A 23,955-nucleotide genomic window follows, 5' to 3' on the forward strand; every position below is an offset into this window, starting at 1 on the left:
GCGGGTCGGTTGGGCTATCGGGCGTTACTCGGTGCTTGACGTGGATACCGAAAGGGATTGACTTAGAGCGCGCTCGAACTTTTAGGATCGTCCCATGGAACCTCATCTGAGCATCGACGAAGTCGCCCGCCGCACCGGGCTGACAGCCCACACCCTGCGCTATTACGAGCGCATCGGGCTGATCGGCCCGGTGGGCCGCACGGCGAGTGGACAGCGCCGCTATGCGCCTTCGAACATGGCCTGGATCGAGTTCCTGCTGCGCCTGCGCACGACCCGCATGCCGATCGGCAAGATGCAGGCGTTCGCGGCGCTGAGGGGCGCCGGAGACCCGACGGTGCCGGCGCGTCGCCAGATGCTGGAAGAACACCTCGCGGAGGTTCTGGCCGAGATCGAAGCGATGCGCTGCGCCGCCGATGCGCTGCAGGCGAAGATCGAGCACTACCGCTCGTGCGAGCAGCGCCTGGCGCCGGAGTCATCAACCGAGAGGGACAGCGAGCATGAGCAACGAAAGTCGGTACCAGCGGGGGTTGGACAAGCTGAAGGAGATTGACGGCGAGGCCGGCGAGCGGGTGGTGGAGAGTCTGGCTGGCATCGCCCCGGATTTCGCGCGCTACCTGGTGGAATTCCCGTTCGGCGATATCTACTCGCGGCCGGGGCTGGACCTGAAAAGCCGGGAGATCGCCGTGGTGGCGGCGCTGACCGCCCTTGGCAATGCTGCGCCACAGCTGAAGGTGCATGTGCATGGCGCGCTGAACGTCGGTGTCAGCCGTACCGAGATCGTCGAGACGATGATGCAGATGGCGGTGTATGCCGGCTTTCCCGCTGCACTCAATGGCCTGGCGGTGGCGCGGGAGGTGTTCGAGCTGCGCTCTGAGGCGGCCTGACGCCGGGCCATAAGCGCGAAGCCCCCAGCGGCGTGGATCCGCTGGGGGCTTCGAGGGAGCGGGGCAGGCTCAGACGTTGAAGCGGAAGTGCATCACGTCACCGTCCTTGACGATGTAGTCCTTGCCTTCCAGGCGCCACTTGCCGGCTTCCTTGGCACCGCCTTCGCCCTTGTAGGCGATGAAGTCGTCGTAGGCGACCACTTCGGCGCGGATGAAGCCTTTCTCGAAATCGGTGTGGATCACCGCGGCAGCCTGCGGCGCGGTAGCGCCGACGCGGACGGTCCAGGCGCGCACTTCCTTCACCCCGGCGGTGAAGTAGGTCTGCAGGTTGAGCAGGGCGTAGCCGGCGCGGATCACGCGGTTCAGGCCTGGCTCTTCCATGCCCATGGTTTCGAGGAACATCTGCATCTCTTCCAGATCGTCCAGCTCGGCGATCTCGGCTTCGATCTTGTTGCACACCGGTACGACGATGGCGCCTTCCTCTTCGGCGATGGCTTTCACCACGTCGAGGTGCGGGTTGTTCTCGAAGCCGTCTTCGGCGACGTTGGCGATGTACATCACCGGCTTGGTGGTGAGCAGGTGGAAGGTCTTGGCCAGGCGCTTCTCGTCGTCACCCAGGCTCTTCAGCAGGCTGCGCGCCGGCTTGCCTTCGGTGAAGTGGGGGATGAGTTTTTCCAGCAGGGCCTTCTGCGCCACGGCCTCCTTGTCACCGCCCTTGGCACTGCGCGCCACGCGCTGCAGTTGCTTCTCGCAGCTGTCGAGGTCGGCCATGATCAGTTCGAGGTCGATGATCTCGATGTCACGCTTGGGGTCGACGCTGTTGGCGACGTGGATGACGTTCTCGTCTTCGAAGCAGCGCACGACGTGGGCGATGGCGTCGGTCTCGCGGATGTTGGCGAGGAACTTGTTGCCCAGGCCTTCACCCTTGGAGGCGCCGGCCACGAGGCCGGCGATGTCGACGAACTCCATGGTGGTGGGGATGACCTTTTCCGGCTTGACGATCTCGGCCAGGGCATCCAAGCGCGGGTCGGGCATGGGCACGATGCCGCTGTTCGGCTCGATGGTGCAGAAGGGGAAGTTCTCTGCGGCGATGCCGGACTTGGTGAGGGCGTTGAACAGGGTGGACTTGCCGACGTTGGGCAGGCCGACGATGCCGCAGTTGAATCCCATGGGGTGACCCTCGGTAAAAGGTGGTTACTTGGTGGCCTTCTGGCTATGCAATTTGCGCATGGCCACGGTCCAGTCGCCGGCGAGTATTTCCGGCAGGACGTCCAAGGCGAAGTCGATGCTCTGGTCGAGCAGTTCCTGTTCGCTGCGTGGCGCGCGTCCGAGCACGTAGCCGGAAACCAGGCTGGCGTGTCCAGGGTGGCCGATGCCGAGCCGCAGGCGATGGAAGTTATTCTGGTTGCCGAGCTGGGCGATGATATCGCGCAGGCCGTTGTGCCCGCCGTGGCCGCCGCCCTGCTTGAGCTTGGCGACGCCGGGAGGCATGTCGAGTTCGTCGTGGGCCACCAGAATCTCTTCGGGTTTGATCTTGAAGAAATTGGCCAGGGCCGCCACGGACTGGCCGCTGCGGTTCATGTAGGTGGTGGGGATGAGCAGACGAACTTCGCGCCCCTGGTGGTTGAACTTGCCCACCAGGCCGAAATACTTGCGATCGACGCTGAGGTTGATGCGCTGGCTTTCCGCCACGCGCTCAACGAAAAGGGCCCCTGCATTGTGCCGGGTCTGGTCGTATTCGGGGCCGGGGTTACCCAGGCCAACGATCAGTTGTACGGCAGTCATACAGGAGCCCTTTCGAGGAAATCGCCCGGCGTGATCGCATGCCGGGCGGGTTCCGCACTGCGATTACTCGGCAGCGCTTTCTTCGTCTTCAGCCTTCACGCGGGAGGCGTGAATGTTGGAGACAGCCAGGTCGTTACCGTGAGCCAGAGCAACCAGCTCAACGCCTTTCGGCAGCTTCAGGTCGGACATGTGTACGGTCTGGCCCACTTCCACGGCAGCCATGTCGACTTCGATGAATTCCGGCAGGTCTTTCGGCAGGCAGGAAACTTCGACTTCGCTGATGGTGTGGGAGATCTCGCCACCTTGCTGCTTGACGCCTACGGCAGTCGCTTCGTTGATGAAGTGCAGCGGTACGTGGGCGCTCAGCTTCTGGCCGGCAACGACGCGAACGAAGTCAGCGTGCAGAACGAAGCCTTTGGCCGGGTGGCGCTGCAGGGCTTTGATCAGAACGCTTTCTTTGGTGCCGGCAACGTCCAGGGTCAGAACGTGGCTGAAAGCCGCTTCGTTTTCCAGCAGCTTGGCCAGGTCTTTGGCCAGCAGGCTGATGGAGGCCGGGGCTTTCTCGCCGCCGTAGATCACGGCAGGCACCATGGACACGTTACGACGCAGGCGGCGGCTCGCACCTTTCCCCAGGTCGGAACGCACTTCGGCATTCAGGGCAAATTCAACAGTCATTTCACTTCTCCAAAATAACCAAACCGCCTGCAGGCTTGCGACCAGCCTTGGGCGGTAGGGCAAAAAGCCCCGCACGAGGCGGGGCGCTTAACGTCAGCGGGTTCCTTAGCGGAACATCGCGCTGATCGATTCTTCGTTGCTGATGCGGCGAACCGCTTCGGCGACGACCGGGGCGATGTCGAGCTGGCGAATGCGCGAGCAGGACTGTGCCGCAGCGGACAGCGGGATGGTGTTGGTCACCACCAGCTCGTCCAGCGAGGAATTCTCGATGTTCTCGATGGCGCGGCCCGACAGCACCGGGTGGGTGCAGTAGGCGTAGACCTTGGCGGCGCCACGATCTTTCAGGGCCTTGGCCGCGTGGCACAGGGTGCCGGCGGTATCGACCATGTCGTCGACCAGAATGCAGGTACGACCTTCGACGTCACCGATGATGTGCATCACTTCGGACTGGTTGGCCTTCTCACGACGCTTGTCGATGATGGCCAGGTCGACGCCCAGGCTCTTGGCCACGGCGCGTGCGCGGACGACGCCGCCGATGTCCGGGGAGACGATCATCAGGTTGTCGAAGCGCTGGTCTTCGATGTCGTCGACCAGGACCGGGGAGCCGTAGATGTTGTCCACCGGAATGTCGAAGAAGCCCTGAATCTGATCGGCATGCAGGTCCACGGTCAGTACGCGGTCGATACCGACCACGGTGAGCATGTCAGCCACGACCTTGGCACTGATCGCCACACGGGCGGAGCGCGGACGGCGATCCTGGCGGGCGTAACCGAAGTAGGGGATGACCGCGGTGATGCGGGTAGCCGAGGAACGGCGGAAGGCATCAGCCATCACCACCAGTTCCATCAGGTTGTCGTTGGTGGGTGCACAGGTCGGCTGAATCAGGAATACGTCCTTGCCGCGGACGTTCTCGTTGATTTCGATCATGACTTCGCCGTCGGAGAAACGTCCGACCGAAGCATCGCCGAGGGGAATGTGCAGCTGACGAACGATCCGTCGCGCCAGATCGGGGTTTGCGTTCCCCGTGAAGACCATCATCTTGGACACGCGCAGTACCTGCCGGCTGGGGGTATACCTGGATGGGTATGGAAAATGGCAGGGGCGGCTGGATTCGAACCAACGCATGCCAGGATCAAAACCTGGTGCCTTACCGCTTGGCGACGCCCCTATATTCTGTGTCGAATGCTGTCGGATGCGGTTTTCGATACCTCCCTGGGGAGGTTATGGCAGGGGCGGCTGGATTCGAACCAACGCATGCCAGGATCAAAACCTGGTGCCTTACCGCTTGGCGACGCCCCTGTATCGTATAACCGAATGCTGAGCATTCACTTCTTGGCCAATGCTTGGAGCCGGCGGTGCAGCATCGAAATGTTGCGACCTTGAGCGACAAAGCTCGGCAGAGTGCCTGGAAGTTGGCGGGCGACTTTATCAGCATCGTCCCGATTTGGGAAGCTCCCAAATACACAAGCTCCAGTGCCGGTCAATCTAGCTGAAACGAATTTGTTCAACAAGATCAAAGCGTTACGAACCTCTGGGTAACGCTTCTCTACAACCGGCTGGCAGTCGTTTCGACCACCCCCCGCAAGAAGGCTGCGAACTTTAATGGGCGGCGTATCCCGTGTCAACTCGGGCGAGCCGAAAACTTCTGCTGTGCTTACAAAGACTTGCGGCACCGCGACGAGGAACCAGGGTTCGTCCAGCTCCACGGGCGTCAGGCACTCGCCAACGCCCTCGGCGAAGGCGGCGCGGCCGCGCACGAATACCGGTACGTCGGCGCCCAGTGCCAGGCCCAGCTCGGCCAGGCGATCCTCGCCCAGTTGCGTGTGCCACAGGTGGTCGAGGCCGAGCAGGGTGGTGGCGGCATCCGAGCTGCCGCCACCGATGCCGCCGCCCATGGGCAGGTGCTTGTCCAGCCAGATGTCGGCGCCCAGTGACGTACCGCTGGCTTCCTGCAGCCGCTTGGCGGCGCGCACGATCAGGTTGCTGTCGTGCGCAACGCCTTCGATGGGGGTGTGCAGGCGAATCTCGCCATCCTGGCGCAGGCTGAAGCCAAGCTCGTCGCCATGCTCGAGAAACTGGAACAGGGTCTGCAGCTCGTGGTAGCCGTCGGCGCGGCGGCCGAGGATATGCAGCATCAGGTTGAGCTTGGCGGGAGCGGGCAGGGTGAGTTCGGCGTGGGCGGGGATGGCGGTCATGGTCGGAGCAGGGGCGTCGTCGCGAGAATAGGTGGCGATTGTATGCGGGAAATGCCTTGGCAGGCGCATTGCGGCTAAAGCTGCTCCTACAAAGACCGCAGCCCCTGTAGGAGCGGCCTTAGCCGCGAAATGCTCAGCCGAAACGCTGAGCCATCGCCGACGCTGTCGCGGCTGAGGCCCCTCTCACAAGGTTGGGGTGCGGGCTTACTGCCCCAACTGACGCGGCTGCCAGTCCTTGATCACCAGGGTGACTTCCAGGTCCTGGCCGTAGAGCTTCAGGCGCTCGGGCAGGGCGTAACCGTTCTGTTCGGTGTAGCGCTGGTACTCCACTCGCCAGCCATCCTGCTCCAGGCGGGCCAGGTGGCTTTCGCCGTCGAGGGTGATGCGGCTGCGGCTTTCCGGGGCCGGCAGGCCGCGAATCCACCAGAGCAGGTTGGAGACCGGCAGGTCCAGGCGCAGCTGTTCACGCAGCAGGGCTTCCGGCGACTCGGCGCGATAGCGGCCGCGGTTGGACACTTCCAGCAGGATGTCGCCCGGGCGGCCGGTCAGACGGGCGGCGCCGCCACCGAGCGGGCCGGACAGGCGGATATCGTAGTAGTCCTGGCGTTGCAGCCAGAACAGCGTGGCGCTGCCCGAGTCGCTGGGCGCACGAATGCCGATCTTGCCGTTGATCTGCCAGCCGTCGAGCTGGCTGATCTGCTGTTTATGGGCTTTCCACTGCGCCGGGTCGCCCTGGCCTTCCAGCGCTTCGTGCGAGGTGAGGCCGGCGCAGCCGGCGAGCAGGGCGATAAGGCTGAAAACAAGAAGGTGACGAAGCATCAGGGCGTCTCGGAACCGGTCAGGCGCGAGAGGGTGTCGCGCAGGATGGGGCTGTCAGGTGTCTCGGCCAGGGCCTCGCGCCAGACGCTGCGGGCCTCGCGCTGCTTGCCCCGGGCCCAGAGCACTTCGCCAAGGTGGGCGGCAACCTCGTGGTCGGGGAATTTCTTCAGCGCCAGGCGCAGGAAGCGTTCGGCTTCCTCCAGGTTACCCAGGCGATAGTTGACCCAGCCGAGGCTGTCGAGGATGGCCGGGTCGTCCGGGTTGAGCTGGTGGGCCTTCTCGATCAGGTCGTGGGCTTCCTGATAGCGCGTGGTGCGGTCGGCCAGGGTGTAGCCGAGGGCGTTGAGCGCCATGGCGTGATCCGGCTCGCGCTCGAGGATGTAGCGCAGGTCGTGTTCCAGCTGGGCCAGGTCGTCGCGCTTCTCCGCCAGCATGGCACGGGTATAGAGCAGGTTGAGGTCGTCGGGGAACTGCTCGAGGCCCTGGTTGATCACCTGCCAGGCCGAGTCGACCTGGTCATGGTTGCTCAGCCCCTCGGCTTCGATCAGGTACAGCTGGATGGCGTAGTCGGGCTGCGCCTCGCGCGCTTCGGCCAGGCGACGGCTGGCGTCTTCGTTGCGCTGCTGGTTGAACAGCAGCTCGGCCTGGCGTTGCTGGGCCGGCAGGTAGTCGTTGCTGGGGCCGACCATGCCGTACTCCTGCAGGGCGCTGTCGCTGTCCTCCAGCTCTTCGTAGGCACGGCCCAGGTTGTAGTGCGCCGCGTCGACATGGCTGCGCCGTTCGACCAGCTCTTCCAGGTAGACGATGGCTTCTTCCCAGGCTTCGGCTTCCAGGCACACCAGCGCCAGGGAGAAGCGCAGGTCGTCGTCGTTGGGATTTTCCTGCACCAGCTTGGAGAACTCGCCCTTGGCGTCGTCGAGGCGGTCCTGCTCGACCAGCAGGCGTGCATAGGTCAGGCGCAGGCGCTTGTCGTCGGGGTTCTCGCGGATGCCTTTCTGCAGCAGGGGCAGCGCTTCCTCGCCACGTCCCAGGCTCTGCAGCAGGCGGGCGCGCAGCAGCAGCGGGGACACTTCCTTGGCGCTGCCGGGGCGTTCCTCGAGCAGCTCCAGGGCTTCTTCGGCGCGGCCGTCCTGTTGCAGGAGGATGGCCTTGCCGAACAGCAGCTGGCTGTTGTCCGGGTTCTTGCTCAGCAGCCGGTCGAAGCCTTGCAGCAGGCCGGCGCGGGTGTCCGGGTCGGTTTCCGCGGCAGACAGCGCGAGGAAATCGAAGTGGGTATCGCCCTGGCGCTGCAGCACCTGCTCCATGTAGGTCATGGATTCGTCATAGCGGCCGGCGCGAGCCAGCTGCACGGCCGCCGCGCGTTGTGCGTCGATGTTCTGCGGCGCGTTCTGCGCCCAGATCAGTGCGCTGTCCAGTGCGGCCTGCTCGGCGCCGAGGTACTCGGCGATGCGGAAGGCGCGCTCGGCGACCGCGGGGTCGCCGGTGGCGTTGGCCTGCTGCACGTAGTTGCCCAGGGCGATATCGAAGCGATTGCGCTGCCCCGCCAGTTCGGCGGTGAGCAGGGCGAACAGGGTTTCCTGGCTGAACGAGCCGTATTCTTCCGGCTTCAGCTGGGTGCTCTGGTCGGCTTCCTGCACCGGCGGCGTGCCGTCAGGCTCGCTGGGGGCGAAGGTTTGGCAGCCGCTGAGAAGGGCAATTGCAGTGACTAACGCGAGGGGTCTGGTCATCAGGGTGTGTTTCCGTTTCGTTCGCGGCTGCGACGGAGCTGGTTCTGGCGCGAGGCAAGGCACGAGAGGCGAAGTTTGGTCGTCCAAATGAGTCATCGAGTAATGCAGTCTCGCGGCAAAACCGGCCCGTCCCTTCGAGTCGCGCGGCAAATACGGCGCGCGATGAAACGGGAACGGACCCAGGCACCTTGTCGTGCGTTATTCCGGGGCGACGGCCATGCCGGCTCGTGCCCTGCGACGTTCGCGGCATCATGACACAAGCCTTGGAGCAAGCCCACTGGCCAGGACGATGCGGCGAACTGTCTATTGGGACAATAGGTCGCGGTAGTTGTTCTCTCGGGGGCGAAGTAGGACAATTACCGGCTCCCGTATTGCCCCTCAGCGACTCTGCATGGCCTTCATCGCCCTCGGTATCAACCACAAGACCGCCTCGGTAGAGGTGCGTGAGCGCGTTGCTTTCACCCCGGAGCAACTGGTCGAGGCATTGCAGCAGCTGTGCCGGCTGACGCCCAGCCGCGAGGCGGCGATCCTCTCGACCTGCAACCGCAGCGAGCTGTACCTGGAGCAGGATCAGCTGAGCAGCGACGAAGTGCTGCAATGGCTGGCCAGCTATCACCGCCTGAGCATCGACGAGTTGCGAGCCTGCGCCTACGTGCACAGTGACGACGCCGCCGTGCGTCACATGATGCGCGTGGCCTGCGGGCTGGACTCGATGGTCCTCGGCGAGCCGCAGATTCTCGGCCAGCTCAAGTCCGCCTATGCCGTGGCCCGCGAGGCCGGCACCGTCGGGCCGTTGCTGGGGCGTCTGTTCCAGGCCACCTTCAGCACCGCCAAGACCGTGCGCACCGACACCGCCATCGGCGAGAACCCGGTTTCCGTGGCCTTCGCGGCGGTCAGCCTGGCCAAGCAGATCTTCGCCGACCTGCACCGCAGCCAGGCGCTGCTGATCGGTGCCGGCGAGACCATCAGTCTGGTGGCGCGGCACCTGTACGACCAGGGCATCAAGCGCATCGTCGTCGCCAACCGCACGCTGGAGCGTGCCAGCCAGCTGGCCGAGCAGTTCGGCGCCCATGCGGTGCTGCTCTCGGACATCCCCGACGAGCTGGCGCACAGCGACATCGTCATCAGTTCCACGGCCAGCCAGTTGCCGATCCTCGGCAAGGGCGCCGTGGAGAGTGCGCTGAAGAAGCGCAAGCACAAGCCGATCTTCATGGTCGACATCGCCGTGCCGCGCGATATCGAGCCGCAGGTGGGCGAGCTGGATGACGTCTACCTCTATACCGTCGATGACCTGCACGAGGTCATCGAGGAAAACCTCAAGAGCCGTCAGGGCGCGGCACAGGCGGCCGAGGAGCTGGTCGCCGCCGGTACCGACGATTTCATGCAGCGCCTGCGCGAGCTGGCCGCGGTGGATGTGCTCAAGGCCTACCGCCAGCAGGCCGAGCGCCTGCGTGACGAGGAGCTGGCCAAGGCCCAGCGCATGCTGGTCAACGGCAGCAATCCCGAAGACGTGCTGGCGCAACTGGCGCGCGGCCTGACCAACAAGCTGCTGCACGCGCCCAGCGTGCGCATGAAGAAACTCACCGCCGAGGGGCGCATCGACGCGCTCAGCCTGGCCCAGGAATTGTTCGCCCTCGACGAGAGTGCGCCGCAGGACAAAGGTCTGCAATGAAAGCTTCACTGTTGAACAAGCTGGACAACCTCAGCGATCGTTTCGAGGAACTCACGGCGCTGCTCGGCGACGCCGAGGTGATCGCCAAGCAGAGCCAGTTTCGGGCGTACTCCAAGGAATATGCCGAGATCGAGCCGGTAATCGCCACCTTCCGCGAGCTGCGCAAGGTGCAGTCCGACCTCGAAGGTGCCCAGGCGCTGCTCAAGGACAGCGACCCGGACCTGCGCGAGATGGCCGAGGAGGAAGTCGCCCAGGCCCGTGAGGCGCTGGTCGAGCTGGAGGACCGCCTGCAGCGCATGCTGCTGCCGAAGGACCCCAACGACGGGCGCAACGTCTATCTGGAAATCCGCGCCGGCACCGGTGGCGACGAGGCGGCGATCTTCTCCGGCGACCTGTTCCGCATGTATTCGCGTTATGCCGAGAAGCAGGGCTGGCGGGTCGAGGTGCTGTCGGCCAACGAGGGCGAGCACGGCGGCTTCAAGGAAGTGATCGCCCGCGTCGAGGGTGACAACGTCTACGCCAAGCTCAAGTTCGAGTCCGGTGCGCACCGCGTGCAGCGCGTGCCGGAGACCGAGTCCCAGGGCCGTATCCACACCTCCGCCTGCACCGTGGCGGTGTTGCCGGAGCCGGATGAGCAGGCCGCCATCGAGATCAACCCGGCCGACCTGCGCGTCGATACCTACCGCAGCTCCGGCGCCGGTGGCCAGCACGTCAACACCACCGACTCGGCGATCCGCATCACCCACATCCCCACCGGCACGGTGGTGGAGTGCCAGGAAGAACGTTCGCAGCACAAGAACCGCGCCAAGGCCATGGCCTGGCTGGCAGCCAAGCTGCAGGACCAGCAGGACGCCGCCGCGCACAAGGAAATGTCCGACACACGCAAGCTGCTGGTCGGTTCCGGCGACCGCTCCGAGCGCATCCGCACCTACAACTTTCCGCAGGGCCGGGTCACCGACCACCGCATCAACCTGACCCTGTATTCGCTCAACGAAGTGATTGCCGGCAGCGTGGAGGCGGTGATCGAGCCGTTGCTGGCCGAGTACCAGGCCGACCAGCTGGCGGCGCTGGGCGACTAAGGGCGCGACGAGCCGCGAGCTGAGTCCGCCGGATGCAATCCGGGACGCATGGATGAACCCCTGGGCTGGATGAGGCTTTTTCATCCACCCTTCCACGCGGTGGCTCGAGCAGGCGTGACAGGTGCTCCGATCCATCCAGCAGAGAACTGCAAGGCGCAAGCCTCCGCCGAGTACGGGGCATCTTGTCGCTTGAAGCTTGCCGCTCGAGGCTTAACGCATGTCCACCATCGAATCCCTGCTCAACACCGCCGAGCTGCCTGACTCGCCCACGCCACGGCTGGACGCCGAGCTGCTGCTGGCCGCCGCACTGGGCAAGCCGCGCAGCTATCTGCGTACCTGGCCGGAGCGCGAGCTGGCCGCCGACCAGCTGGGTCTGTTCCGGAGCCACCTGCAGCGCCGTCGTCAGGGTGAGCCGGTGGCCTACATCCTCGGCCATCAGGGCTTCTGGAGCCTGGACCTGGAGGTCGCGCCGCATACCCTGATTCCGCGCCCGGACACCGAGCTGCTGGTGGAGACCGCGCTCGCGCTGCTGCCGGCCACGCCACTGGCGGCGCTGGATCTCGGCACCGGCACCGGTGCCATTGCCCTGGCCCTGGCCAGCGAGCGGCCGGGCTGGCAGGTCACCGGCGTCGATCGCGTCGAGGACGCCGTGGCACTGGCCGAGCGCAACCGTCAGCGTCTGCAACTGGACAACGTCCGCTTCCTGCACAGCCACTGGTTCTCCGCCCTGGCCGGGCAGCGCTTCGGGCTGATCCTGAGCAACCCACCCTATATCCGCGCCGACGACCGCCACCTGGACCAGGGCGACGTGCGCTTCGAACCGAGCAGTGCGCTGGTGGCCGGGGCCGACGGGCTGGACGATATTCGTGCGATCATCCAGGCCGCGCCGCAGTACCTGCTGGCCGGCGGCTGGCTGTTGCTGGAGCACGGCTTCGACCAGGCCGAGGCCGTGCGTGAACTGCTCGCCACGGCGGGGTTCAGCGAGGCACACAGCCGACGTGACCTGGGCGGGCACGAGCGCATCAGTTTGGGACGTTTCGACCATGAGTGATCAGATGCTGAGCGATGATGAGCTGCTGCGTTACAGCCGGCAGATTCTGCTGAAACAGATCGACGTGGAGGGGCAGCTGCGCCTCAAGCAGGGCCGTGTGCTGATCGTCGGCATGGGCGGGCTGGGCTCGCCCGTGGCCCTGTACCTGGCTGCTGCCGGCGTTGGCGAGTTGCACCTGGCCGACTTCGACACGGTGGACCTGACCAACCTGCAGCGGCAGATCGCCCATGACACCGCCAGCATCGGCCAGGCCAAGGTGGATTCGGCCATGGCGCGGCTGGCGGCGATCAACCCGCAGGTCAGCCTGGTGCCGCACCGTCAGGCGCTGGATGCCGATTCGCTGGCGGCTGCGGTGCAGGCTGTCGACCTGGTGCTGGATTGCTCGGACAACTTCTCCACCCGCGAGGCGGTCAACGTCGCCTGCGTGGCGGCGGGCAAGCCGCTGGTCTCCGGCGCGGCGATCCGCCTGGAGGGCCAGTTGTCGGTGTTCGACCCGCGCAATGCGGCCAGCCCTTGCTACCACTGCCTCTACGGGCATGGCAGCGAAGCCGAGCTGACCTGCAGCGAGGCCGGGGTGGTGGGCCCGCTGGTCGGGCTGGTGGGCAGCCTGCAGGCGCTGGAGGCGCTCAAGCTGCTGGCGGGATTCGGCGAGCCGCTGGTGGGGCGCCTGTTGTTGATCGACGCGCTGGGTACGCGCTTTCGTGAGTTGCGGGTCAAGCGCGATCCTGCTTGCGGTGTCTGTGGCGATGCCCAGTAACGCGCCGATCGGGGTATTCGACTCGGGCGTCGGCGGCCTGTCCGTGCTGCGCGAGATCCGCCAGCTGCTGCCGAACGAATCGCTGCTGTACGTTGCCGACAGCGGCCATGTGCCCTATGGCGAGAAGAGCCCGGAGTACATCCGCGAGCGCTGCGTGCGGATCACCGAGCATCTGCTGGGACAGGGCGCCAAGGCGCTGGTGCTGGCCTGCAACACCGCCACTGCCGCTGCCGCCGCTGACCTGCGCGAGCGTTATCCGCAGTTGCCCATCGTCGGCATGGAACCGGCGGTAAAGCCTGCCGCGGCGGCGACCCGCAGCGGAGTGGTCGGCGTACTGGCGACCACCGGTACGCTGAAGAGCGCCAGGTTCGCCGCGCTGCTCGACCGTTTTGCCGGCGATGTGCGGGTGGTCACGCAGCCCTGTCCGGGGCTGGTCGAATGCATCGAGGCGGGCGCGTTGCAGGCAGCGGCCACGCGCGAGCTGCTGCAGCGTTACGTGGCGCCCCTGCTGGACGAAGGCTGCGACACGCTGATCCTCGGCTGCACCCACTACCCCTTCCTGCGGCCGCTGCTGACCACACTGCTGCCGCCCGCGGTGACGCTAATCGATACCGGGGCCGCGGTGGCGCGCCAGCTGCAGCGGCTGCTGCTTCAGCACGATCTGGCGGCGACCGCAACGGCGCAACCGAACCGTTACTGGAGCAGTGGCGATACCGCGCAACTTTCCCGGGTCTTGCCGATTTTGCTTGGTGAAACGGCCGAAATCCTCTCCTTGTAGTGAATGTGAATTTTTCGCCTCTTGCCTCCCTTCATGTCGATTAGTTCTATATTTTTGTAACGAGCCTGATGAAAACTCTCGCTACTTAAAGGAATGACTCATGAAGAAGTTGTACGCCTTAGCTGCAAGCGCGGCGCTGTCGTTGGGAATGATGGGGGCTGCACAAGCAGCGGATGTCACCGCCGCCATCGGCCAGAGTGGGGATTCGACCATGGTGTACCGCCTGGGTGCACAGTGGGACTGGGACAAGAGCTGGTTCGAGAGCAGCGTTGGCCGCCTGACCGGCTACTGGGACCTGGGTTATACCTACTGGGATGGCGACGACACGGCGAGCAACCACAGCCTGTCCTTCGCGCCGGTATTCGTCTATGAGTTCGCCGGGCAGAGCGTGCGTCCCTACATCGAAGCGGGTATCGGCGTGGCCGCCTTTTCCAGCACCGAGCTGGAGGGCAACGAGCTGGGTTCCTCCTTCCAGTTCGAGGACCGCATCGGTGTCGGCCTGCGTTTCTCCGGCCAGGAGATCGGCCTGCGTGCGCTGCACTACTCCAACGCCGGCCTCAAGCAGCCGAACGATGGTGCCGAAGCCTACACCCTGCATTACCGCATGAGCTTCTGAGCCTGCGCTGCAGACGAAAAGGCCGGGCAGATGCCCGGCCTTTTCGCGTCAGGGGGAACCGCTAGGGTGCGCTGCGCCGGCTGCGCAGCTGTTGTTCGTACTGCGCCCGATACAGTCGGGCGAAACCATGCAGCACCGGCATCACGACGGCCCAGGTCAGCGCCAGGATGGCCAGCGTCGGCCCGGTGCCCAGCGGCAGCGTGACCCCTGCGAGCCGGGCGCCGGCGTAGTACGACAGGGGCGCGGCCAGCGTGCCGAGCAGGCTGCCGCGCCACCAGGGCTGGGCGGTCCAGGCCAGGCAGTGGTTGAGGGTGCTGGCCAGCAACAGCCACAGCAGCGCCAGCCACAGCGGAATCAACTGGCGTGGCTCGCCGAAATCGAAGACGCCGAGGTTGAGCAGGAAGCTGTCCAGCGCACTGCCTGCGAGGAACACGCTGAGCAGCAGTTTGCCTTCGGCGGCCCAGCTGCTGACCCAGAGCAGATGCACCGCGATGATCGCGGCCACGGCTAGCAGCCAGAAGCTGTCGCCGGCGAACACGCAGACCAGCCAGCCGAGCTGGAACAGAAGGGCATTGGCAAGCAGGCGGGGCATCGGCAGGTTCCTGAGGAGCGTTGGGGCCGGGCAGTCTAGGTCACTTGGTTGCTCAGGCCAACGTCGAGGGCTGCACGTACTGCGGCAGCGGCCGGGCGCCGGGCTTGGCCAGCAGCAGCTGTGCGGTGCCGATGGTGCGCTCGAGGAAGCCGCCCTCGCAGTAGCACAGGTAGAACTCCCACAGGCGGTAGAAGTAGTCGTCGTAGCCCAGTTGCTCCAGGCGCTGGCGTGCCTGGCTCAGGTTCTCGCGCCACAGGTTCAGGGTGCGCGCATAGTGCAGGCCGAAGTCCTCCATGTGGTGCAGGTTGAGGTCGGTGTGGCGGCTGATCACTTCCAGCATCTTGTGCATCGACGGCAGGGCGCCGCCGGGGAAGATGTAGCGCTGGATGAAGTCCACCGACTGGCGGGCCTGCTCATAGCGCTGGTCGCGAATGGTGATGGCCTGCAGCAGCATCAGCCCCTCGGGTTTGAGCAGGCGCGCGCATTGCTCGAAGTAGGTGGGCAGGAAACGATGGCCGACGGCTTCGATCATTTCGATCGAGACCAGCTTGTCGTACTGGCCCTCGAGGTCGCGGTAGTCCTCCAGCAGCAGGGTGACGCGATCCTCCAGGCCCTGCTCGCGGATGCGTCGTTCGGTGTAGGCGTACTGCTCGCGCGACAGGGTGGTGGTGGTCACCCTGCAGCCATATTGGCTGGCGGCGTAGATGGCCATGCTGCCCCAGCCGGTGCCGATCTCCAGCAGGTGGTCGGACGGTTGCAGCGCGAGCTTCTCGCAGATGCGCTGCAGCTTGTTGAGCTGCGCCTGTTGCAGGCTGTCGTCACCGCGCAGGAACATCGCTGCGGAGTACATCATGGTCGGGTCGAGAAACTGCTCGAACAGGTCGTTGCCCAGGTCGTAGTGCGCCGCGATGTTGCGCCGCGAGCCCTGCCGGGTGTTGCGATTGAGCCAGTGCAGGCCCTGGATCAGCGGTCGCCCCAGGCGTGCCAGGCCGCTTTCCATGGCGTCGAGGACGTCGAGGTTGGCGACGAAGATGCGCACCACCGCGGTGAGGTCCGGGGTGCTCCAGTAGCCATGGATGTAGGCCTCGCCGGCGCCGATCGAGCCATTGCCGGCGACCAGGCCCCAGACTGCCGGATCGTTGACCCGGATCTCGGCTCGCTGGCTGCTCTGCGGCGTGCCGAAGTGCAGCACCTCGCTGCCCTCATGAACCAGCAGCAGGCCGTGTCGCAGGTTGGCCAGCTGGCGCAGTACGGCACGCCGCAGCAGACCGGCACCGATGCCGTTGCCGCTGCGGACCAGGCTTCTGCTGGCGATCAGGCTAGAGCTTTTCATGGGGCATGTCCTTCACTTGTGGGCGGGCAACGCGGAAGCGGCCTTCCGCAGGCGTGTGGTCGAAAATCGGCATGCGCTTGAGCAACAGGCGCAGCGCCTGCCAGTAGATGGCGGCGAGGGTCTTGCCGGTCATCCAGGGGAAGCCCAGCAGGTAGCGGTGCAGGCCGGCGCGGTCGAGGGCCTGGCGGTGCAGGCTGAGGCTGGCGTCGAACAGCTTGCGCTCGCCTTGCCAGTCGGCCATGTGCAGGCCGAGGCGTTCGCCGACCGGGCTGAAGCTCATGCGGTATTCCAGGTCGCGTGGCAGGAAGGGCGAGACATGGAAGGCCTTGGCCACGCGAATGCGCTGGTGGCCGTCGGCGCTGGCGGGTACCACGTAGTGATAGCGCTCGCGCCAGGGGGTGTTGCTGACCTCGCAGAGAATCGCCAGCAGACGATCGTCGTCGTCATGGCAGTAGAAGAGGCTGACCGGATTGAAGGCCAGGCCCCAGCTGCGCGGCTGCGTCAGCACGCAGATGCGCCCTTGCGGGCGAACGCCCAGCGCCTCCTGCACCAGGTTGCGCACCGCTTCGTGCAGGGCCATGCCCTGGCGGGTGAACACGGGCAGGTAGTCGCGCTCGCGGAAGGCGAAGGGCGCGCAGCGGCCCGAGCCGGCCAGCGGCGAGAGGGCGAACAGCTGCGCCTGCTCGTCCAGGTCGAGGTACAGCAGGCCCATGCGGTAGCGGAACGCATGGGCGCGCGGGGCGAAGCGGCGATGCTGCACCCAGCCACTGTACAGGGCGCTGTGCATCACAGCGTCTCTCCGAAGGCGCGGGCCACGCGCAGTGCGCTGACCACGCCGTCCTCGTGGAAGCCATTGGCCCAGTAGGCGCCGCAGAAGTAGCTGTTCTGCGCGCCTTGCAGCTCCTGCCAGCGGGCCTGGGCGGCGGTGCCGGCCAGGCTGTACTGCGGGTGGGCATAGCGAAAGCGCGCGAGGATCTTGCCCGGATCGATGGCGGCGCTCTGGTTGAGGCTGACGCAGAAGGTGGTCGCGCTGTCGATACCCTGCAGGATGTTCATGTTGTAGGTCACGGCGGCCGGCTGGTCGCTCGGCCCGCCCAGGCGATAGTTCCAGCTGGCCCAGGCCAGCGGGCGCTCGGGCAGCAGGCGGGTGTCGGTGTGCAGGACCACGTCGTTGCTGGCGTAGGGCAGGGCGCCGAGGATATCCCGTTCCGCCGTGCTGGCCTGGTCGAGCAGGGCCAGGGCCTGGTCGCTGTGGCAGGCGAACACCACCTTGTCGAAGCGCTCCTCGCCGGCCGCGCTGTGCAGGGTCACGCCGTTGTCGTCGCGCACCACCCGGCTGACCGGGCAGTTGAGGCGGATGCGCTCGGCGAAGCTGGCGGTCAACGGCGCCACGTAGCTGCGCGAGCCACCCTCGATCACCTGCCAGGTCGGGCGGTCGCTGACCGAGAGCAGGCCGTGGTTCTTGCAGAAACGCACGAAGAACTGCAGCGGGAAACCGAGCATGTCGGCCAGCGACATCGACCAGATCGCCGAGCCCATGGGCACGATGTAGTGCTCGATGAAGCGCCGCCCGTAGCCGTTGCGTTGCAGGTACTGGCCGAGCGTGGTGTCGGCGTCGATACGGTCGCTGGCGAGGTCGTCCAGCGACTGTCGATTGAAACGCAGGATGTCGCGCAGCATGCCCCAGAACGCCGGCGACCACAGGTTGCTGCGCTGGGCGAACAGGCTGTTGAGGTCGTGACCGTTGTATTCCACGCCGCTGCTCGGGTCGCTGACCGAGAAGCTCATCTCGGTAGGCTTGAACGCCACACCGACCTGCCCGAGCAGGCGAATGAAATTGGGGTAGGTCCAGTTGTTGAAGACGATGAAGCCGGTGTCGATGGCATAGCGACGACCTTCCACCTGCACATCGACGGTGTGGGTGTGGCCACCGATCCAGTCGCTGGCCTCGAACACCTGGATGTCGTGCTTGCGATTGAGCAGGTAGGCACAGGTCAGCCCGGCGATGCCGCTGCCGACGATGGCGATCTTCATGGGGTGTCCTCGTTGCGTGCCAGGCGGCGACCGATGGCCAGCTGCAGGCTGCTGGGCAGGCTGCCGAGCAGTCGCAGTGCGGCGATGAAGGGGGTGGGAAAGGCGATCTCGTGCGGGCGTCGCGGCAGGCGCGCGGCGATGTGCCGGGCGGCGCGTTCGACCGGCCAGCGCATGGGCATGGGGAAGTCGTTCTGCTGCGTCAGCGGGGTGTCGACGAAGCCCGGACTGACCAGGGTGACATCGATGCCTTCCGCTGCCAGATCGACACGCAGGCTCTGCAGCAGGTAGCGCAGCGCCGCCTTGGATGCGCCATAGGCCTCCGAGCGTGGCAGCGCCAGGTAGGTGACCGAGCTGCCGACGCCGACCAGGTGCGGGCGGTGGCCCTGGCGCAGCAGTGGCAGCGCCGCCTCGATGCAGTGGCTGGCGGAGAACAGGTTGGCGCTGACCACGCGTTCGATCATCGCCGCCTCGAACTGGCGCGCGTCGATGTACTCGCAGGTGCCGGCATTGAGGATCGCGCAGTCCAGTGCGCCCCAGTGCCGGGCGATGGCGGCGCCGATGGCGCGCACCTGACCGGCGTCGGTCAGATCGCCAGGAACTACCAGCACCTGCTCGCCGTAGCGTGCGGCCAATGCCTGCAACGGCGCCTGGCTGCGGGCACTCAGCGCCAGGCGATGGCCGCCGCGCAACAGTTCCTCGGCCAGAGCGGCGCCGATGCCGCTGCTCGCCCCGGTCAGCCAGATGCGTTTCATGCCAGCCTCCGTTTCAACCAGGCGATCACGCCACCGAGCAGCGGCAGGTGTTCGTAGAGCAGGGCGCCGGCATCGAAGTAATCACGGTGCCGATACACGCGTTCGCGCCAGAGCAGGTGCGAGCAGCCCGCCACCGCGATCTCCTCGCCGCCGCGCAGGCGTGGGTGGCGATAGCGCATGGTCCAGCGCAGGTAGCCCTCGCCGTCGGCGACCTGATCGAAACAGTGGAACTCGAAGTGCAGCGCGTCGACGTTGGCATACAGCTCGGCGAAGTAGCGGCGCACGGCGCCGAGGCCCTGTACCTCGTGCAGCGGGTCCTGGAACCGCACGTCGTCGCTGTACAGCTCGTCCAGCTGGTCGAGGCTGTCCTTGTCCAGCGCGGCGAAGCGCTCGGCGAAACCACGCAGGAACTCGCTCATGCCGGCACTTCCCGCGCATTGAGGTCCTTGAAGGCGCTCAGCGCACGTTCACGCGAGCGCGACAGGTCGACGATCGGCCGTGGGTAGCCGGAGGGGGCGAACAGACCTCCGAGTGCCGCCGGGTCATGGATGTCGCGCTTGTTCAGCGAGGCCAGCTCCGGCAGCCAGTGGCGAATGAAATGGCCGTCGGGGTCGAACTTCTGCGACTGGCTGATGGGGTTGAAGATGCGGAAGTACGGCGCGGCGTCGGTTCCGGTGGAGGCGCTCCACTGCCAGCCGCCGTTGTTCGCGGCGAGGTCGCCGTCGATCAGCTGGCGCATGAAGAAGCGCTCGCCCTCGCGCCAGTCGATCAGCAGGTTCTTGGTCAGGAACATGGCCACGACCATGCGCAGGCGGTTGTGCATCCAGCCGGTCGCCTGCAACTGGCGCATGGCGGCATCGATGAGCGGCAGGCCGGTGCGCCCTTCCTGCCAGGCGGCCAGCTCCTGCGGGGCATCACGCCAGCGCAGGGCCTCGGTTTCCAGGCGGAAGGCGCGATGGCGCGAGACGCGCGGGTAGCCGACCAGGATGTGCTTGTAGAACTCGCGCCAGAGCAGCTCGTTGATCCAGGTGACGGCGCCGGGGTTGCCGCTGTCGAACTCGCCCTGGTTGGCGGACAGGGCTGCATGCAGGCACTGGCGTGGCGACAGCACGCCGGCGGCCAGGTAGGCCGACAACTGGCTGGTACCGGGGCGGGCCGGGAAGTCGCGCTGGCGATCGTATTCGCTCACCTGTTCATCGGCGAAGCGCTGCAGGCGTTGCTGGGCCGCGTCTTCGCCGGCCGGCCACAGCTCGCGCAGGCTGGCACCGGGCGTGGTGAAACCGGCTACCGCCTCGGGAATCGGGTCGCTGGCGATGGCCAGTGGCGCCTGCGGCCTGAGTGGCGCGATGCAGGCGGGCAGGGCGCTGTGCAGGCGCTCGTAGCAGACCTTGCGGAACTGGCTGTAGACCTGGAAGTAGCTGCCGGAGCGGGTCAGCACGCTGCCGGGCCGGAAGAACAGCTGGTCGAGGTGGCTGTGCCAGGCGATGTCCTGCTGCCTGAGGTAGGCGGCGACCTGCTGGTCGCGCAGGCTCTCGTTGACGCCGTATTCCTCGTTGACGTGGACGGCGCAGACGTTGTGCTGGTGGCAGACCTCGGCGAGCTGGGCGGGGGCGTCGCTCCAGTCCGCGCAGTGGCGCACCAGCAGCGGCACGTTGAGCCTGGCCAGCGCGCGCTGCAGCTCGGCCAGGTTGCGCAGCCAGAAGTCCACCTTGCACGGCGCGTCGTCGTGGCGCTGCCACTGCTGCGGAGTGATCAGGTACAGGGCGATGGTCGGACCACTCAGCATGGCCTCGCTGAGAGCGGTGTTGTCCTGGGTGCGCAGGTCGCTGCGCAACCACATCAGTCGTTGCATGGGGTTACCTCGTGCATGCCGAGCAGGCCGTGGCGCAGCAGCCAGGCGTGGGCGGCCAGCGGATCACTGGCCGACTGCAGTTCGCTCAGGGCGTCGCGATGGATGTGAGTGGCGGGGCCGGCGATCAGCAGCGGCACCGGACATTGTTCGGCCAGGCGTGGCAGCTGGCGGCGCACCTGCACACCGTCCAGGGCCTGCTCGGCGTACAGCAGCAGCGCGCGAGGGGCGATATGCTCGAGCGCGGTGAGCAGTTCGTTGTACGGCAGTGGCCAGTCGAAGATTTCCACCGGGCAGTCGCTGGCGCTGGCCAGCCAGGCGCACAGCCACAGGCCCGGCTCCATGGGCGCCTCGCCCAGGTTGACCAGCAGCAGCGGGGCGCCGCCGACCTGGCGGTTGCTGTGATAGATGCGGGTGGCCAGCTTGCTGCGCAGCCAGGAGAGAAAGAACACCTGCTCGGCGCGGGCGCAGAACTGGCCCTGCCAGCGCTGGCGCAGGTCGCCGAGCAGTGGCCAAAGCAGCTGTCCTGCCAGGGTGTTGACCGGGTACAGCGCCAGCGCGGCGTTGAAGCGTTCGTCCAGGCGCCGTTCGTTGAACTCGGCGATGCAGCCCAGCAGCTCGCTGCGCTGGCGCGACCAGTTGTCGTTGCCGAGGGCCTGGGGTTGCTGGCCATGGTCGAGCAGGGCCTTGACCTGCCCCACCGCGACGCCGCGTGCCAGCCAGGCGAGGATGGCGTGGATGCGTTCGAGATTGGCCGGCGAGTAGAGACGATGACCCTTGGGCGTGCGGTAGGGCACGATCAGCCCGTAGCGCCGCTCCCAGGCACGCAGGGTCACGGCATTGACGCCGGTGCTGCGCGCCACTTCGCGAATCGGCAGGTAGCCCTCGTCGAGTGCCTGGCGATAGTCCTGGCCGCTGTCTGCAGCGGCGCTGCGTTCGTGGCTCATGGTGCTACAACGCGTTGCGCAGGCTGAGTGGCTCGGGGTGCGGCTGCAGGTAGGCCTGCTCGGCGATGTAGCGGTCCGGATGGCGGCGGAAGTGATGCTTGAGCAGCGTCAGGGGCACCACCAGGGGCACGATGCCGTCGCGGTACTGGCCGATCAGCTGCTGCATTTCCTGCTTCTCGTCGGCGCTCAGGGCACGCTTGAGATAGCCGCTCAGGTGCTGCAGGACGTTGCTGTGGGTGCCACGGGTGGCGCATTTCTTCAGTGCGCTCATCAGCTCGCTGAAGTACTGCGGCGCCAGGTCGGCGAGGTCATAGTCGGCGAGCCGGCCGAGCAGGCGGCCGAGCGACTTGTAGCGCATGGGGTCGGTGGCCATGAGCAGGTATTTGTAGCGCGAGTGGAAGGCGATCAGGGCGCGCCGTGTCAGGCCCTGTTGCAGCAGGCGCTGCCATTCGGCATGGGCGTAGACGCGGGTAATGAAGTTCTCGCGCAGTACCGGGTCGTTGAGGCGCCCGTCTTCCTCCACCGGCAGGTCCGGGTGGCGTGCGCAGAACGCGGCGGCGAAGATGCCACGTCCCGGTTCGCTGGGGCGCCCGCCCTCCTGGTACACCTTGACCCGCTCCAGACCACAGGACGGCGACTGCTGCATGAAGATGTAACCGCTGATGCCCTGCAGTTCGCTGGCCATCCGTTCGGCGTAGGCCGCCAGGGCGTCGGTGACGTCACGTGAACGGTCGACCGTGCCGACCGCACGCGGTGCCTGCGGATCGCCGACCAGGCGGATCGGCTCGCGCGGAATCGGCATGCCGATGCCGACCTCCGGGCACACCGGGATGAAATCGAAGTGTTCGGTCAGGCTGCGGCTGCACAGGCGTGAAAGCTTGTGGCCGCCGTTATAGCGGACCTCGGCCCCCAGCAGGCAGGCGCTTATCCCCAGCTTGGCTTTGCTCGCGTGCATGACCAGACCTCCAAGATCTTGTACACAAGGCTGTCCGTGTACAATTTCTGTTTATCTTAGAGGTGTTGTTGTACAAGTCAAATTCTTTGTACAGCTTTTGTATCGCTATTGGTCGCGGCTGATGATGCGCTGACAGCTATCAGCGCCAGCCTTGCAGCCAGCGCTCGGTATCCTGCAGCTGCCGCCAGTCGAGGTGCTGGCTGCGGCGGGTGAGCACCGCCTGCAGTTCGACCGCGAGGACATTGTCGTCTTCGTCGCGAATCAATTCGGTGACCAGGAAATGGCGCTCGCGATTGCGCGGCTGCACGGCCGTCCATTTCGACAGCAGCAGCTTGCGTGGGTTGAGCCGGCGTTTCTCGGCTGGGCTCATTGCAGGTGTTCGAGCAGCCGCCGGGCGACGTCCTGGCCGCTGAGCCAGGCCCCTTCGACCCGGCCGGACAGGCACCAGTCGCCGCAGGCGTACAGACCCAGGTCGGCATCGGCCAGCGCCCCCCACTGGTGCGTCTGCGCCGGGCGCGCGTAGAGCCAGCGGTGGGCGAGGGTGAAGCTCGGTGGCGGTACGGCGCAGCCGATCAGCTCGGCGAAGGCGCCGTGCAGCTGTTCGATCACGGCTTCCCTGGGCAGGTCCAGGTGCTGCCGGCTCCAGGCGCTGCTGGCGTGCAGCACCCAGGTGTCCAGGCGATTGTCGCGACCGGGTTTGCTGCGGTTGCGCGCCAGCCAGTCGAGCGGACTGTCCTGCACGAAGCAGCCTTCGACGCGCGTATCCAGTGGCGTGTCGAAGCCCAGGGCCACGGCCCAGGTCGGCTCCATGATCACGCTGGCGGCAGCCCCGGCGAGCTTCGGCGCCGCGGCCAGCAGGGCACTGGCCTGTGGCGCCGGCGTGGCGATGATGACGTGGCTGTAGGGGCCGTGACTGTTGCCCTCGGCATCCTGCAGGCTCCAGTAGCGATCACCGCGAAAGACTTCGGTGATGCGGCAGCTGAACTTCACCGGCAGCGCGCCGAGCAGGGCGCGGGTGATGGCACTCATGCGCGGGCTGCCGACCCAGCGCAGCTGTTCGTCCGGCGAGGCGCTGAGCAGGCCATCGCGGGCGTTGTAAAGGCCCGGGGTCCATTCCGCGACCCAGCCACGGGCCTGCCACTGCTGGACCACTTCGACGAAGCGCCGGTCACGCGCGGTGAAGTACTGGGCGCCGAGGTCCAGGCTGCCGGCATCGCTGCGCTTGCTGGCCATGCGCCCACCGCTGCCACGGCTCTTGTCGAACAGTTCGATCTCTAGCCCGGCGGCATGCAGGGCCTGGGCGGCGGAAAGCCCTGCGATACCGGTGCCGATGATGGCGATGGGTGCGTTCATGGTTACCTCGTCAGCGCTGAATGCATTACAGGCTACGGTTTGGACAAAAGCTATACAAGAATGTTTTCATGTACAGCTGTCGCCGAAAGTGCTGCTCCCTTG

At 66.1% G+C, this 23,955-nt stretch carries 26 protein-coding genes and 2 tRNA genes; 8 read left to right on the forward strand and 20 right to left on the reverse strand.

From position 1 onward, the window contains the following. Nucleotides 1-94: 94 nt before the first annotated feature. Nucleotides 95-550, forward strand: coding sequence for a MerR family transcriptional regulator (locus tag E4487_RS07515; protein ID WP_175253044.1), 456 nt, complete (start codon nucleotides 95-97; stop codon nucleotides 548-550). Beyond that, nucleotides 498-884 carry a carboxymuconolactone decarboxylase family protein gene (locus E4487_RS07520; protein WP_175253045.1) on the forward strand — a complete coding sequence of 129 codons (387 nt, stop codon included), beginning with the start codon at nucleotides 498-500 and terminating at the stop codon, nucleotides 882-884. Before E4487_RS07515 ends, E4487_RS07520 begins: the two co-directional genes overlap by 53 nt. Nucleotides 885-953: 69 nt before the next feature. Here the strand turns inward: E4487_RS07520 and ychF are convergent, their stop codons facing one another. The 9 genes from ychF to E4487_RS07565 all read right to left on the reverse strand — a co-directional run bounded on the left by ychF (nucleotide 954) and on the right by E4487_RS07565 (nucleotide 8,085). Next, a complete protein-coding gene (ychF, locus tag E4487_RS07525) occupies nucleotides 954-2,054 on the reverse strand; it encodes a redox-regulated ATPase YchF (RefSeq protein ID WP_037046873.1) in 1,101 nt (366 codons plus the stop codon). Between the two features lie 24 nt (nucleotides 2,055-2,078). After that, complete coding sequence (gene pth / locus E4487_RS07530; protein WP_134677759.1) at nucleotides 2,079-2,669, reverse strand: aminoacyl-tRNA hydrolase; 591 nt, start codon at nucleotides 2,667-2,669, stop codon at nucleotides 2,079-2,081. 63 nt (nucleotides 2,670-2,732) lie between these two features. Beyond that, nucleotides 2,733-3,344 (reverse strand): 50S ribosomal protein L25/general stress protein Ctc, encoded by a 612-nt coding sequence (locus E4487_RS07535; protein WP_037046878.1) that lies wholly within the window; start codon nucleotides 3,342-3,344, stop codon nucleotides 2,733-2,735. Nucleotides 3,345-3,449: 105 nt separating this feature from the next. Continuing rightward, nucleotides 3,450-4,391, reverse strand: coding sequence for a ribose-phosphate pyrophosphokinase (locus E4487_RS07540; RefSeq protein WP_037046880.1), 942 nt, complete (start codon nucleotides 4,389-4,391; stop codon nucleotides 3,450-3,452). 46 nt (nucleotides 4,392-4,437) lie between these two features. Then, nucleotides 4,438-4,512: transfer RNA gene (locus E4487_RS07545), tRNA-Gln, on the reverse strand. A gap of 56 nt (nucleotides 4,513-4,568) precedes the next feature. Continuing rightward, nucleotides 4,569-4,643 (reverse strand) — tRNA-Gln (locus tag E4487_RS07550). Between the two features lie 26 nt (nucleotides 4,644-4,669). Next, a complete protein-coding gene (ispE, locus tag E4487_RS07555; protein ID WP_037047406.1) occupies nucleotides 4,670-5,539 on the reverse strand; it encodes a 4-(cytidine 5'-diphospho)-2-C-methyl-D-erythritol kinase in 870 nt (289 codons plus the stop codon). 204 nt (nucleotides 5,540-5,743) lie between these two features. Next, the gene (gene lolB, locus E4487_RS07560; protein ID WP_037046882.1) at nucleotides 5,744-6,361 is read right to left on the reverse strand and encodes a lipoprotein insertase outer membrane protein LolB; all 618 of its coding nucleotides are present in this window, start codon (nucleotides 6,359-6,361) and stop codon (nucleotides 5,744-5,746) included. Beyond that, nucleotides 6,358-8,085, reverse strand: a complete 1,728-nt coding sequence (locus tag E4487_RS07565; RefSeq protein WP_175253046.1) for a tetratricopeptide repeat protein — start codon at nucleotides 8,083-8,085, stop codon at nucleotides 6,358-6,360. The genes lolB and E4487_RS07565 overlap by 4 nt, the downstream gene beginning before the upstream one ends. 391 nt (nucleotides 8,086-8,476) lie before the next feature. Here E4487_RS07565 and hemA point away from each other — a divergent pair, with 391 nt between their 5' ends. From hemA to E4487_RS07595, 6 genes are all read left to right on the forward strand, one after another. Next, nucleotides 8,477-9,757, forward strand: a complete 1,281-nt coding sequence (gene hemA, locus E4487_RS07570) for a glutamyl-tRNA reductase (protein WP_037046886.1) — start codon at nucleotides 8,477-8,479, stop codon at nucleotides 9,755-9,757. Further along, on the forward strand, nucleotides 9,754-10,836 hold the full coding sequence (gene prfA / locus E4487_RS07575) for a peptide chain release factor 1 (RefSeq protein WP_047587912.1): 1,083 nt from the start codon (nucleotides 9,754-9,756) through the stop codon (nucleotides 10,834-10,836). The genes hemA and prfA overlap by 4 nt, the downstream gene beginning before the upstream one ends. A gap of 217 nt (nucleotides 10,837-11,053) precedes the next feature. Next, on the forward strand, nucleotides 11,054-11,887 hold the full coding sequence (gene prmC, locus E4487_RS07580) for a peptide chain release factor N(5)-glutamine methyltransferase (RefSeq protein WP_175253047.1): 834 nt from the start codon (nucleotides 11,054-11,056) through the stop codon (nucleotides 11,885-11,887). Nucleotides 11,888-11,891: 4 nt separating this feature from the next. Beyond that, a complete protein-coding gene (locus E4487_RS07585) occupies nucleotides 11,892-12,644 on the forward strand; it encodes a molybdopterin-synthase adenylyltransferase MoeB (RefSeq protein WP_037046892.1) in 753 nt (250 codons plus the stop codon). After that, entirely contained in the window at nucleotides 12,634-13,422 is a 789-nt protein-coding gene (murI, locus tag E4487_RS07590) for a glutamate racemase (protein ID WP_175253048.1), read from the forward strand. Before E4487_RS07585 ends, murI begins: the two co-directional genes overlap by 11 nt. Before the next feature lie 100 nt (nucleotides 13,423-13,522). Beyond that, complete coding sequence (locus tag E4487_RS07595; protein WP_134677752.1) at nucleotides 13,523-14,038, forward strand: acyloxyacyl hydrolase; 516 nt, start codon at nucleotides 13,523-13,525, stop codon at nucleotides 14,036-14,038. Nucleotides 14,039-14,099: 61 nt separating this feature from the next. On the opposite strand, the gene E4487_RS07600 is transcribed toward E4487_RS07595, so the two are convergent. The 11 genes from E4487_RS07600 to E4487_RS07650 all read right to left on the reverse strand — a co-directional run bounded on the left by E4487_RS07600 (nucleotide 14,100) and on the right by E4487_RS07650 (nucleotide 23,853). Beyond that, a complete protein-coding gene (locus tag E4487_RS07600) occupies nucleotides 14,100-14,630 on the reverse strand; it encodes a DUF2878 domain-containing protein (RefSeq protein WP_175253049.1) in 531 nt (176 codons plus the stop codon). Nucleotides 14,631-14,682: 52 nt separating this feature from the next. Further along, nucleotides 14,683-15,963 carry a cyclopropane-fatty-acyl-phospholipid synthase family protein gene (locus E4487_RS07605; protein ID WP_175253050.1) on the reverse strand — a complete coding sequence of 427 codons (1,281 nt, stop codon included), beginning with the start codon at nucleotides 15,961-15,963 and terminating at the stop codon, nucleotides 14,683-14,685. Further along, nucleotides 15,950-16,750 carry a DUF1365 domain-containing protein gene (locus tag E4487_RS07610; protein ID WP_037046901.1) on the reverse strand — a complete coding sequence of 267 codons (801 nt, stop codon included), beginning with the start codon at nucleotides 16,748-16,750 and terminating at the stop codon, nucleotides 15,950-15,952. The genes E4487_RS07605 and E4487_RS07610 overlap by 14 nt, the downstream gene beginning before the upstream one ends. Next, the gene (locus E4487_RS07615) at nucleotides 16,750-17,997 is read right to left on the reverse strand and encodes an NAD(P)/FAD-dependent oxidoreductase (protein WP_175253051.1); all 1,248 of its coding nucleotides are present in this window, start codon (nucleotides 17,995-17,997) and stop codon (nucleotides 16,750-16,752) included. The genes E4487_RS07610 and E4487_RS07615 overlap by 1 nt, the downstream gene beginning before the upstream one ends. Further along, a complete protein-coding gene (locus tag E4487_RS07620; protein ID WP_175253052.1) occupies nucleotides 17,994-18,749 on the reverse strand; it encodes an SDR family oxidoreductase in 756 nt (251 codons plus the stop codon). The genes E4487_RS07615 and E4487_RS07620 overlap by 4 nt, the downstream gene beginning before the upstream one ends. Further along, nucleotides 18,746-19,168, reverse strand: coding sequence for a nuclear transport factor 2 family protein (locus tag E4487_RS07625; RefSeq protein WP_175253053.1), 423 nt, complete (start codon nucleotides 19,166-19,168; stop codon nucleotides 18,746-18,748). Before E4487_RS07625 ends, E4487_RS07620 begins: the two co-directional genes overlap by 4 nt. Beyond that, complete coding sequence (phrB, locus tag E4487_RS07630) at nucleotides 19,165-20,601, reverse strand: deoxyribodipyrimidine photo-lyase (protein WP_175253054.1); 1,437 nt, start codon at nucleotides 20,599-20,601, stop codon at nucleotides 19,165-19,167. The genes E4487_RS07625 and phrB overlap by 4 nt, the downstream gene beginning before the upstream one ends. Further along, nucleotides 20,589-21,545 carry a MerR family transcriptional regulator gene (locus E4487_RS07635; protein WP_175253055.1) on the reverse strand — a complete coding sequence of 319 codons (957 nt, stop codon included), beginning with the start codon at nucleotides 21,543-21,545 and terminating at the stop codon, nucleotides 20,589-20,591. The genes phrB and E4487_RS07635 overlap by 13 nt, the downstream gene beginning before the upstream one ends. Nucleotides 21,546-21,549: 4 nt before the next feature. Next, entirely contained in the window at nucleotides 21,550-22,500 is a 951-nt protein-coding gene (locus E4487_RS07640; RefSeq protein ID WP_175253056.1) for a DUF523 and DUF1722 domain-containing protein, read from the reverse strand. Between the two features lie 139 nt (nucleotides 22,501-22,639). Beyond that, the gene (locus E4487_RS07645; protein ID WP_047592395.1) at nucleotides 22,640-22,870 is read right to left on the reverse strand and encodes a TIGR02450 family Trp-rich protein; all 231 of its coding nucleotides are present in this window, start codon (nucleotides 22,868-22,870) and stop codon (nucleotides 22,640-22,642) included. Next, a complete protein-coding gene (locus E4487_RS07650) occupies nucleotides 22,867-23,853 on the reverse strand; it encodes an NAD(P)/FAD-dependent oxidoreductase (protein ID WP_175253057.1) in 987 nt (328 codons plus the stop codon). Before E4487_RS07650 ends, E4487_RS07645 begins: the two co-directional genes overlap by 4 nt. Nucleotides 23,854-23,955 lie beyond the last annotated feature (102 nt).

This window comes from Pseudomonas sp. BMW13, assembly GCF_013357275.1.
Classification (GTDB): domain Bacteria; phylum Pseudomonadota; class Gammaproteobacteria; order Pseudomonadales; family Pseudomonadaceae; genus Aquipseudomonas; species Aquipseudomonas khazarica.